The following is an 11929-nucleotide window of genomic DNA, read 5'->3' as shown; positions in this document are numbered from 1 at the left end:
AATCTTGCGTACAATTGCTGTAAAACTTAAAGAAAACTCGCTGATTGGCAAGCCGCCACACGCAGACAGAGGCGTAGCCCTACCTATACTGTATTCCTAAAATTTCTCGCTACGTCGAATTGGCTTCCGGCTAGAAATTTATACTTTCTTACAGTGTAAAAAAACATAGCACCCTCTACAAGGCGCTATGCTCACTCGAATGCATCTCCCGCGGACTTACGCCTCTAGGTAACGTTTATTAGCATACCCCATTTTCCTGCGAACGAAGATGAGTACAATAGCTAAAACAATCAGCACGATCGACATCACCTGCGCAATGCGGAGCGGACCAAGCATTAAACTATCCGTTCGCAGCCCTTCAATGAAGAAACGACCAGCAGAATACCAAATCAAATATGTTAAAAACAGCTCGCCGCGGCGAAGGTTGGCTTTTCGTAATAATAATAAAACAATGACCCCTGCAAAATTCCAAAGTGATTCATATAAAAAGGTCGGCTGATAATACACACCGTCAATATACATTTGATTAATAATAAAGTCAGGTAAATGTAGACCTTCCAAAAACCCGCGCGTCACTTCCCCGCCGTGCGCTTCCTGATTCATGAAGTTGCCCCAGCGGCCTATCGCCTGTCCTAGCAAAATGCTCGGCGCTGCAATATCAGTCAGTTTCCAAAATGACAAACCTCTCATTCTTGCAAAAACAACACCGGTTATCATGGCACCAATTAAGCCGCCATGAATCGCCAGGCCGCCCTGACGGATATTAATAATTTGACTAGGGTTAGCAGAATAATAACTCCATTCGAACAACACATAATACGCACGTGCACATAAAATCGCAATCGGTACCGCAAACAATACAACATCAACAAATGTATCCTTTGGCAAACCCCGTCTCTCCGACTCCCGAACAGCAAGCCATAACCCAAGCAGTACACCTGAGCCAATAATTAGACCGTACCAGTAAATCGGAAAAGGCCCGAGCTGAAGGGCAACGCGATTTAAATGCGGAATACTTCCAAGCAGCATCTTCTCCGCTCCTCTCTCTTTCTCGGTTTGTGATTAGGCTTAAGACGAGACAGCTCTCGTCCCCAGACCGAATCAATCCTGATTGCTCATCTCAATCGCACTCATAAGGCGTTCAGAAAACTGCTGCGCTGCGTTGACACCCATGCGTTTCAAACGGAAGTTCATCGCGGCCACCTCGATAATAACTGCAAGGTTTCGACCTGGACGAACAGGAAGCGTAATTCTTGTTACTTCCGTATCAATAATTCTCATTTTTTCCTCATCTAGACCAAGACGATCATAGTTCTTCTTTTGATCCCATAACTCAAGATTGATAACTAACGAAATACGTTTATGATTGCGGACTGCTCCTGCTCCGAACAATGTCATAACATTAATGATGCCCAAACCGCGAATTTCAAGCAAATGCTCGATTAACTCTGGCGAACTACCAACAAGTGTATCATCATCCTCCTGACGAATCTCCACACTGTCATCGGCAACAAGACGATGTCCGCGCTTCACTAGCTCCAGCGCTGTTTCACTTTTTCCGACACCGCTTGAACCCATAATAAGTACGCCAACCCCGTATATATCAACCAATACACCATGAATTGCTGTTGTTGGCGCAAGCTTGCTTTCTAAATAATTTGTCAGTCGGCTGGACAACCTTGTTGTTTTCAAAGAAGACTGCAAAATTGGCACATCCGTCTCACGCGAAGCTATAATCAGCTCCTCTGGCACTTCCTGACCGCGCGTAACAATAATGCAAGGTGTTGTTGGTGTACAAAGCGCGTTCATCCGCTCTGCCTTTTGCTCTGGACTAAGCGTATGAAAGAACGTTAACTCTGTTTTCCCAAGCAACTGTACACGCTCCGCCGGATAATATGTGAAGAAGCCGGCCATTTCAATCCCCGGTCTCGATAAATCGCTCGTTTGAATTGGGCGGTTTACACCCTCTTCTCCGCTGACAAGCTGCAGCTGAAATTGCTCAATTAAATCTCTTGCGCGAACCTTCGGCATATCGCTACCTCCATCTTAAGTATACGTTGTTCATTGTATCATTTTTTTGAAGAAACAAAAAATAAAGATTGGATAAAAATAAGGAACACTACCATTTAGGAAAATAAGCCGCTTCTCACTTCAGCTGCCGGACAACCGCTCCTTAGTCTGCTGGTTAACTCGAAATCAGCTAGCCTTGCTTACTCCATAATTACAATGCTGCCTCTAGACTAGATCCTTTCAGCTGTTCTTCCTCTATGCTTAGTCCTTCCTTGACAGAGGTTCTACTATCACCTTATCAATAAGCATATTCAAAACAGAGATGCATACAGCTACCGCTACTGCTGTGCCGAAGCCTTTAATATCAAATGATGCCCCAAGAAGGCTGTCCGCAATCTTTAACGTAATCGCATTAATAACAATGAGGAATAGTCCAAACGTAACAACTGTAATCGGCAGTGTCACTACAATGAGCAGCGGTTTAATAAACGCATTCAAAAGAGCCAATACAATACTCGCTGCGACGGCCGTCGTAACATTTTCTATATAAAAAGAAGACGGCACCAAAATTTTAAAAATCCCTGCTATCACAATGAGTACAATGCTGTTGCTTATAATTGAGATGATCCATCTCATTCTTTTACACATCCTTTAAAACTTATGTATGGAAAAGCTCCAAAAGAAAAGCTTTTCTTTTGGAGCTTTTTGTATGGATAGGAAGGTATAAATTCCTAATTAAGAACCATTCGATGCAGTCAGAAATTTTAAGAATATAGTATAAGGGCAACTACGCCTCGGGCTTCGCCCAAGAGCAGGGCTCGCCAATCGGCGAGTTTTCTTTACAAGATAAGAAAGGATAACTTTTCGGGATGACGTCTGGCTCCCAAGACCCAAAATGGCAGACTCCGGTCCGCCCCTATGCTGCCATAAAAGGCGGGCCTTGTCCGCTTTTCTTACACTGTAGGAAAGTATAAAATTCCAGCTAGAAGTGAATTCGACGTAGTCGGAAATTTTAGGAATACAGTATAAGGGCAACTACGCCTCGGGCTTCGCCCAAAAGCAGGGCTCGCCAGTTGGCGAGTTTTCTTTATCTACTTCATCAATTCGACTTCCTCTACCCGCTGCTTCATCCGAGCCTTATCACGTTCTAAAATCGTTTTTAAATACTTTGCCGTATACGACTTCTCCTCGTGCATTACCTGCTCAGGCGTACCGGTCGCAACAATTTGTCCTCCCTTGTCACCGCCTTCTGGGCCGAGGTCAATGATATAATCTGCAGCCTTGATCACATCCAAGTTATGCTCGATTATAAGTACCGTGTCCCCATTTTCTACAAGCCGCTGCAGCACTTTAAGCAAACGTGCGATATCATCCACATGAAGACCTGTTGTCGGCTCATCTAAAATATAGATAGTACGCCCGCTTGAACGACGATGCAGTTCTGATGCCAGCTTCACACGCTGCGCCTCACCGCCCGAAAGTGTTGTTGCCGGCTGGCCTAGCTTCATATAATCAAGACCAACATCAGCAATCGTCTGCAGCTTCCTTCTAATCTTAGGAATATTTTCAAAGAACACAAGCGCGTCCTCAATCGTCATATCGAGTACGTCAGCAATATTTTTATCCTTATATTTTACTTCCAGCGTTTCACGATTATACCGCTGGCCATGACAAACTTCACACGGTACATATACGTCCGGCAAGAAATGCATCTCAATTTTGATAATACCGTCACCTCGGCAAGCCTCACACCGCCCGCCTTTGACGTTAAAGCTGAAGCGCCCTTTTTGATAGCCACGCACCTTCGCTTCATTTGTTTGCGCAAATACATCGCGAATATCATCGAACACACCTGTATAAGTAGCAGGATTTGAGCGCGGTGTTCTGCCGATTGGTGATTGGTCAATATCGATGACTTTATCAAGATGCTCAAGACCTTTAATATCCTTATGCTGACCAGGCTTGCTTTTCGCATGATGCAGCTTTTGTGCGAGCGTTTTGTAAAGCACCTCATTAATCAACGTACTTTTCCCGGAACCGGACACACCTGTTACTGCAATAAACGTACCGAGCGGGAAGGACACCTTCACATTCTTTAAATTATTCTCCTTCGCACCAACAATTTCAATTTTGCGCCCATCGCCTTTGCGACGTTCCAGAGGTATCGGAATGAATTTTTTACCAGCTAAGTATTGTCCTGTCAGCGAGTTCTCATCCTCCATCACTTCACGAGGCGTACCGGCTGAGACAACCCGTCCGCCGTGAATGCCTGCACCTGGCCCGATATCGATCAGATAATCCGCCGCCATCATTGTATCCTCATCATGTTCTACAACAATGAGGGTATTACCAAGGTCACGCATATTTTGCAGCGTTTGAATGAGACGGTCATTATCCCGCTGATGCAAACCGATTGAAGGTTCATCAAGAATATATAATACTCCCGTTAATCGAGAGCCAATTTGTGTGGCTAGACGAATGCGCTGTGCCTCTCCACCTGACAGTGTGCCTGCTGATCGGTTTAACGTTAAGTAATCTAATCCAACATTCAGTAAAAAACTGAGACGTTCTTTAATTTCTCGCAAAACTAACCGGGCAATCGCTTCTTGCTTATCTGTTAGCGACAATGTATTAAAAAATGCATAAGCTTCTGTTACTGAGAACTTAGTTGTATCCGCAATCGTATTGCCGCCGACAAACACAGCAAGAGTTTCCGGCTTTAAGCGGGCACCCTTACATTTCGGACATGGCTGCTGCGCCATGTATTTTTCCATTTGCTCACGAATGTAGTCAGAGCTTGTCTCGCGATAGCGGCGTTCAATATTCAGGATCACACCTTCAAAGAAGATTTCGCCTTCCTTGAGTTGGCCAAAGTCGTTTACATAGCGGAAATAGACCTTCTCATCCCCGCTTCCATATAGCACCTTATCCAACAAATGCTTTGGAATGTCCTTCACCGGGATATCCATTTCAATGCCGTAATGATTACAAACTGCTTCAAGCAGCTGCGGATAATATTGTGAGCTGGTCGGTTCCCACGGTGCAATTGCATGATTGCGCAGCGTCAAATCCGGATTCGGAATCACGAGCTCGTAATCAACCTCAAGCTTCGCGCCAAGCCCATCACAAGATGGACATGCTCCAAACGGACTGTTGAAGGAGAACATCCGCGGCTCCAACTCACCAATGGAAAAGCCGCAAAGCGGGCAAGCATGATGCTCGCTAAACAGCAGCTCCTCCTCTCCGATAACGTCGATCAACACACGCCCTTCTCCAAGCTTAAGAGCTGTTTCAAGCGAATCTGCAAGACGAGAGGCAATGCCTTCCTTCATTACGATGCGATCCACTACAACCTCAATCGAGTGTTTTTTATTTTTATCAAGCTGAATATCATCAGATAGCTCGCGCATTTCACCATCAATCCGAACGCGTACATAGCCCTGCTTCTTAATATCCTCAAGCACCTTGACATGCGTTCCCTTTCGTCCTGAAACAATTGGCGAGAGCACCTGCAGCTTTGTTCGCTCCGGATACTCCAAGATGCGGTCGACCATCTGCTGAATCGTTTGTGATGTAATTTCGATGCCATGATTCGGACAAATCGGGGTACCAATGCGTGCGAACAACAAACGCAAATAATCATAGATTTCTGTCACTGTTCCGACTGTGGAACGCGGGTTGCGGCTCGTTGTTTTTTGGTCAATGGAAATTGCAGGCGACAACCCTTCAATTGCATCTACATCCGGCTTATCCATTTGTCCGAGAAACTGGCGGGCGTACGCTGAAAGGGATTCAACATAGCGCCGCTGCCCCTCTGCATAAATCGTATCAAATGCGAGAGAGGACTTTCCCGAACCGGACAATCCCGTTACAACAACAAGCTCATTTCTCGGGATGGTGACATCAATATTTTTTAAATTATGGGCTCGTGCACCCTTTACAATAATTTTATCGTTCATCCTTGTCACCCCTCTGCTTTTAATTCCAACAGCAAATCACGAAGCTCGGCAGCACGTTCGAAATCGAGTGCTTTGGCCGCTTCCTTCATTTCGATTTCGAGTCTGGCAATCATATTGACGCGCTCTTCCTTTGTCATTTTCTTACGGGACAGCTGTTCTGCTTCATATGACGGTGTTTCCTCAGCAACCTGCGTTGCACGGATAATGTCGCGTACCTCCTTGCGAATCGTCTGCGGCGTAATGCCATGACGTTTGTTATACGCCTCTTGAATTTCTCGGCGGCGCTGCGTCTCAGTTATGGCAATCTCCATGGATCTCGTAATTTTATCAGCGTACATAATAACGCGGCCATTCTCATTCCGCGCAGCGCGGCCAATCGTCTGAATGAGCGAACGTTCCGAACGAAGAAAGCCTTCCTTATCGGCATCTAGTATGGCGACAAGCGACACTTCAGGAAGATCAAGACCCTCCCGCAAGAGATTAATGCCAACAAGCACATCATATTTTCCTAACCGCAAATCGCGGAGAATTTCGATTCGTTCAAGCGTCTTAATTTCCGAATGCAGATAATTGACTTTAATCCCAATATCCTTTAAATAATCCGTTAAATCCTCGGACATTTTTTTCGTGAGCGTCGTAATTAACACCCGTTCATTTTTCTCGACGCGATCTCTGATTTCGCCGATTAAATCATCAATTTGCCCCTCAATCGGACGGACATCGATGTTTGGATCCAACAGGCCAGTCGGGCGGATAATCTGCTCAACAGGCTGCGGCTCATGCTCCAGCTCATAAGGTCCTGGTGTCGCTGAGACGTAGACCAGCTGATGCGTAGTTCTCTCAAACTCATCAAATGTTAACGGACGGTTGTCGAGAGCAGACGGCAAACGAAAGCCATGGTCTACAAGCACCTGCTTGCGCGCTTGGTCACCATTATACATGGCACGAACCTGCGGAAGCGTCACATGCGATTCGTCAATCACCATCAAAAAGTCTTCCGGAAAATAATGAAGCAATGTGTATGGTGTCGATCCAGGAGGCCTTAATGTCAAATGCCGTGAATAGTTTTCAATGCCCGAACAAAAGCCCATCTCACGCATCATCTCTAAATCATAACGCGTTCGCTGCTCCAGGCGCTGTGCTTCCAGCAGCTTTCCGTTCTCACGCAGCTGCTTTAGCTGCTCATCAAGCTCTTTTTCAATATTTTCAATCGCAACGGTTAGCTTTTCTTCCCTTGTGACGAAGTGAGATGCTGGAAAGATCGCAACATGCTCACGCTCTGCAAGCACTTCGCCTGTTAATGCATCCACCTCACGGATACGGTCAATTTCATCGCCAAAAAACTCGATGCGAATGCAGTGCTCATCACGAGAAGCAGGGAAAATCTCCACCACATCGCCTCGTACGCGAAACGTTCCCCGCTGAAAATTTATGTCGTTGCGCGCGTACTGCACATCTACAAGCTGACGAAGCAGTGCATCACGTCCCTTCTCCATCCCAACGCGAAGGGAAACTACAAGCTCCTTATACTCCTCCGGTGAACCTAAGCCGTAAATGCATGACACACTCGCTACAACAATAACATCCCTTCGCTCAAATAACGCGGATGTCGCAGAGTGGCGCAGCTTATCAATTTCATCGTTCGTCTGTGCATCCTTTTCAATATACGTATCCGTCTGCGGCACATATGCCTCTGGCTGATAATAATCGTAATAACTAACAAAATACTCAACAGCGTTATTCGGAAAAAACTCTTTGAATTCGCTGTACAGCTGCCCGGCAAGTGTTTTATTATGAGCAAGCACAAGCGTAGGCTTGTTCACCTCTTTGATCACATTAGACATTGTAAAAGTTTTTCCTGTACCTGTCGCACCGAGCAGCACCTGATGGCGTTTTCCTTGCCGAATTCCCTCCGTTAGCTGTTGAATCGCTTTCGGCTGATCGCCTTGCGGAGAGTACGATGAAACAACTTCAAATGGACGTTCCAGCATGTCTAACCTCCAGAAAACAAATTTACCCTTATTGTACCATGAAGACAGGAAAAAACACCAAGAAAACGAACAAGCATTCGATAAGAGTTTTGAAGTTTAGGGGCATAAAAACAGTTTAATTAAAATGAATCAAATCTACTCGGTTCTAACTTTTCTTTGAGTAGAATTTCTAGAGCGGATAATATGTGCAGTGATAAGCTGTTAATTAATAAAAGTATACAATATGATGAACAATGCAAAGCTGGATAAGGACGCCTTCATCAATAAATCATATATGAACCTGGAGGCAAACAAAAACACGGGCGAAGCGATGTTCACCCGTGCTGACAGTTCGTTATTCTTCATATTCTTTTTCGTACTTAGCTGATCGGATGTCCTGTTCCTCACCAAATTCGGTTCCATATGCCAGTCTTGGATTAAAGACAGCTGATTGTCTATCTCTTATCTCTCGCTCAGGGGAAATATGGTCAAGAAGACGCGCATGAACGAAAATTTCCGCGGCTCCTATAATCACTGCCGATAAAATACTGCCCCAAGCAATTTGGATATAGCTGTGCAGGAGCACACTGCCAAAAATCCAGACACTTAAATACACTAAAAGGAAATCCACCACAGTAGCGGCTGCACGTCCCCAGTTTGGCAGGACAATTCTGTCTCCTAGCATATACGAAACAACAGTAACGAACAAACTGAATGACAGAATGTCAACAATGTTCGCATCAAAAAATAAATCTAAACCAACCGCAAAAGCAATGATGCAGCTTATAAATTTAACAAGCAATACAGTTATATGCTTCATACTTTAAACCTCCCTCTCTTCTCTAGTTTGAATAAAAAGAGGCAGATTCATACATGCAGTGCCCAAATTTTCAGGAATTTATTTCCGAAATCGATAATTATTTTCCCCTCTTTTCTTCGTCTGATGCATTACAGCATCCACATGCTTCAACAGTCCCCCCATATCTATCATGCTATCCCGATTGCCGGTCCCAAATCAGCACTCCATCCTGGATGAGGTGCGCCGGGCTTAACACAACAAAATCAGCAAGGGCAGATAGTTCTTCCTCGGAGCCAACGCCGCATAATACACTAATGCCACAGCCTGCACCGCTATTTTTCGCTAACTGTAAATCCTTCTCCGTATCTCCTACAATAGCCACCTCATGCGGCTGTAATCCAAACTGCCTGCAAAAGGCGTACACTACAGCAGGATCCGGCTTTTTTGGATATAATTCAGCCGTGCCAACAAATGAAATATACTCTTCAATATGAAGTGCCTCGACACAAAGCCTTGTAATTTCATCATCATCAGACGTAGCAATACCAATCGTGAGCCCCTTTTCCTTCATCTGCGAAAACAGCGTCTGTAAGTCACATGTCGGCTGCACATTCTGAATGTGTTCCTTCGTTTTTAGAGTAGCTTGCTCCATAAGCCACCCGTGCAAGTCGGGGATATCATAAGGAAGCACAGCTTGAAATGCACGTGAAATATCGAGAGAGGTACCGCTGGCAAAGTATCCTTTCTCATCTACCTGACCATTATGGAGGCCAATGGAGGTACATAACGCCTCCTTCAGCCCACTATTTCTTGCTTCTCCCACTTTTTCCAGCAATGCATCAATTACTTCATATTCAATTGCCACCCACAGCATGCCAAAATTTAAAAGCGTACCGTCCTTATCGAATAAAACTCCTTTAATCCCCATTTCCTGAACCACCGCTTTCTTTGCTAATAGCTCCATCATACACGCAGTAGTATGCTCCACAAAATCATTCAGCTCCATTTTCACTCTCTTTTCACCATTCGTCCGTATAGTAAAACCTGTAGCAAATAAAGAAAACTCGCCGATTGGCGAGCCCTGCTCTTGGGCGAAGTCAGAGGCGTAGTTGCACTTATACTGTATTCCTAAAATTTCCGGCTACGTCGAATTCACTTCCAGCTGGAAATTTATATTTTCTCACAGTGTAAGAAAAGCGGACAATGCCCACCCTTGGGCGAAGACAGAGGCGTAGTTGCACTTATACTGTATTCCTAAAATTTCCGGCTACGTCGAATTCACTTCCAGCTGGAAATTTATACTTTCTTACAGTGCAACGAAACCACATACATATCAACACTATAGGAGGAAAAGGTCATGAAAAGACGCACATTAGGAATCGTAGCTGCAGGAACTCTCGCCTTCGGAATCGGACTTGTAAACGGTATGCCGGCATTTGCAGCGCAAAGCACTACAACGCAAACAACACAAGCAGCGGAACAGAAATATGGTCATGGAAAAGAACTAAGCACGGAGGCTGTTACACAAAAGGCAAAGGAATTAGGAATTGCAACAGATGGTAAAGATACACAAACTTTAGCTAAAGAAGTGCGCGATGTCCAGTTAAAGCAGGAAGCAAAGGAGCTTGGCATTTCCACTGACGGTAAAGACAGTGAAACACTCCAAAAAGAAATTCGTGATACAAAGGTGAAGGCTGAAGCAAAGGAGCTTGGCATTTCCACTGACGATAAAGACAGTGAAACACTCCAAAAGGAAATTCGTGATACAAAGGTGAAGGCTGAAGCAAAGGAACTCGGCATTTCCACCGACGGTAAAGACAGTGAAACACTCCAAAAAGAAATTCGTGATACAAAGGTGAAGGCTGAAGCAAAGGAGCTTGGCATTTCCACTGACGATAAAGACAGTGAAACACTCCAAAAGGAAATTCGTGATACAAAGGTGAAGGCTGAAGCAAAGGAACTCGGCATTTCCACCGACGGTAAAGACAGTGAAACACTCCAAAAAGAAATTCGTGATACAAAGGTGAAGGCTGAAGCAAAGGAGCTTGGCATTTCCACTGACGATAAAGACAGTGAAACACTCCAAAAGGAAATTCGTGATACAAAGGTGAAGGCTGAAGCAAAGGAACTCGGCATTTCCACCGACGGTAAAGACAGTGAAACACTCCAAAAAGAAATTCGTGATACAAAGGTGAAGGCTGAAGCAAAGGAGCTTGGCATTTCCACTGACGATAAAGACAGTGAAACACTCCAAAAGGAAATTCGTGATACAAAGGTGAAGGCTGAAGCAAAGGAGCTTGGCATTTCCACCGACGGTAAAGACAGTGAAACACTCCAAAAGGAAATTCGTGACACGAAGGTGAAGGCTGAAGCAAAGGAGCTCGGCATCTCTACTGACAGCAAGGACACAGAAACTTTAGCTGGTGAGGTGCGTGACGCACAGGTGAAGAAAGATGCAAAAGAGCTTGGCATCTCTACTGACGGCAAAGACACAGAAACTTTAGCTAGTGAGGTGCGTGACGCACAGGTGAAAAAAGATGCAAAAGAGCTTGGCATCTCCACCGATGATAAGGACACCCAAACACTAGCTAAGGAAGTCCAAGATGCGAAAGTGTTAAAGGCAGCAAAAGAGCTCAGTATTGATACAGCCAATAAAACAACAAAAGAGCTTATGAAGGAGATTTCTACTAAATCCCCTGAAACAGCAAAAACATTATTTCAAGATAATTATCATAACTTTGGCTATGGTAAGGGAATAGGCGGCAAAGGCAGAGGAATGCGTTAATCTTCTGATAGCCTATGTATAAAAAGGGATTTCAAACAGACCTATACGGTCTTTGAAATCCCTTTTGCATATGTTTATCTCTCACATTTTGCAGCCTTTGTATACATATGTTGAAAATTTTTTGCTTTTCTCTCCCGGTAGTTTAGAATTCCCTTTAGTTTTTATAAAGAAAACTCGCCGATTGGCAGGCTCTGCCCTTGGGTGAAGACAGAGGTGTAGTTGCACTTACACTATATTCCTAAAATTCCGGACTGCGTCGAATTTGCCTCCGAAATTTATACTTTCCTACAGTGTAAAAGAACTAATAATTTGTCGAATATTGGTTTATTTTATTCAGAATACGTGATAAATTATATTTAAATTTATTGAAAAGCGGATTTTCCAATTGTTGTACATGAATTTAAGA

At 44.5% G+C, this 11929-nt stretch carries 8 protein-coding genes; 1 reads left to right on the top strand and 7 read right to left on the bottom strand.

Going from position 1 to position 11929, the window contains the following annotated elements; all coding sequences use genetic code 11:
• Positions 1 to 216: 216 nt before the first annotated feature.
• The 7 genes from lgt to EP737_RS19305 all read right to left on the bottom strand — a co-directional run bounded on the left by lgt (position 217) and on the right by EP737_RS19305 (position 9744).
• A complete protein-coding gene (gene lgt, locus EP737_RS19335; protein WP_129730017.1) occupies positions 217 to 1029 on the bottom strand; it encodes a prolipoprotein diacylglyceryl transferase in 813 nt (270 codons plus the stop codon).
• Between the two features lie 72 nt (positions 1030 to 1101).
• Positions 1102 to 2031: an HPr(Ser) kinase/phosphatase gene (gene hprK / locus EP737_RS19330; RefSeq protein ID WP_129730015.1), complete on the bottom strand. Its 930-nt coding sequence runs from the start codon at positions 2029 to 2031 to the stop codon at positions 1102 to 1104.
• Between the two features lie 240 nt (positions 2032 to 2271).
• On the bottom strand, positions 2272 to 2646 hold the full coding sequence (locus EP737_RS19325; protein WP_129730013.1) for a phage holin family protein: 375 nt from the start codon (positions 2644 to 2646) through the stop codon (positions 2272 to 2274).
• 455 nt (positions 2647 to 3101) lie between these two features.
• The gene (uvrA, locus tag EP737_RS19320) at positions 3102 to 5969 is read right to left on the bottom strand and encodes an excinuclease ABC subunit UvrA (protein ID WP_129730011.1); all 2868 of its coding nucleotides are present in this window, start codon (positions 5967 to 5969) and stop codon (positions 3102 to 3104) included.
• Between the two features lie 5 nt (positions 5970 to 5974).
• Positions 5975 to 7957: an excinuclease ABC subunit UvrB gene (gene uvrB / locus EP737_RS19315; RefSeq protein ID WP_129730063.1), complete on the bottom strand. Its 1983-nt coding sequence runs from the start codon at positions 7955 to 7957 to the stop codon at positions 5975 to 5977.
• Between the two features lie 337 nt (positions 7958 to 8294).
• Positions 8295 to 8759, bottom strand: a complete 465-nt coding sequence (locus EP737_RS19310; RefSeq protein WP_129730009.1) for a YndM family protein — start codon at positions 8757 to 8759, stop codon at positions 8295 to 8297.
• Positions 8760 to 8931: 172 nt separating this feature from the next.
• The gene (locus EP737_RS19305) at positions 8932 to 9744 is read right to left on the bottom strand and encodes an HAD family hydrolase (protein ID WP_129730007.1); all 813 of its coding nucleotides are present in this window, start codon (positions 9742 to 9744) and stop codon (positions 8932 to 8934) included.
• A gap of 351 nt (positions 9745 to 10095) precedes the next feature.
• Here EP737_RS19305 and EP737_RS19300 point away from each other — a divergent pair, with 351 nt between their 5' ends.
• Positions 10096 to 11523, top strand: coding sequence for a hypothetical protein (locus EP737_RS19300; protein WP_129730005.1), 1428 nt, complete (start codon positions 10096 to 10098; stop codon positions 11521 to 11523).
• The last annotated feature ends 406 nt before the right edge of the window (positions 11524 to 11929 follow it).

Source organism: Ectobacillus funiculus (assembly GCF_004138295.1).
GTDB classification, from domain to species: domain Bacteria; phylum Bacillota; class Bacilli; order Bacillales; family Bacillaceae_G; genus Ectobacillus; species Ectobacillus funiculus.
This window is presented reverse-complemented; position numbering and strand designations above follow the sequence as displayed.

Excerpts from the sequence above, each read along its gene's own strand:
- uvrA (WP_129730011.1), bottom strand. The coding sequence starts at position 5,969 with ATGAACGATAAAATTATTGTAAAGGGTGCACGAGCCCATAATTTAAAA.
- EP737_RS19325 (WP_129730013.1), bottom strand. The coding sequence starts at position 2,646 with ATGAGATGGATCATCTCAATTATAAGCAACAGCATTGTACTCATTGTG.
- EP737_RS19310 (WP_129730009.1), bottom strand. The coding sequence starts at position 8,759 with ATGAAGCATATAACTGTATTGCTTGTTAAATTTATAAGCTGCATCATT.
- EP737_RS19305 (WP_129730007.1), bottom strand. The coding sequence starts at position 9,744 with ATGGAGCTGAATGATTTTGTGGAGCATACTACTGCGTGTATGATGGAG.
- lgt (WP_129730017.1), bottom strand. The coding sequence starts at position 1,029 with ATGCTGCTTGGAAGTATTCCGCATTTAAATCGCGTTGCCCTTCAGCTC.
- hprK (WP_129730015.1), bottom strand. The coding sequence starts at position 2,031 with ATGCCGAAGGTTCGCGCAAGAGATTTAATTGAGCAATTTCAGCTGCAG.
- EP737_RS19300 (WP_129730005.1), top strand. The coding sequence starts at position 10,096 with ATGAAAAGACGCACATTAGGAATCGTAGCTGCAGGAACTCTCGCCTTC.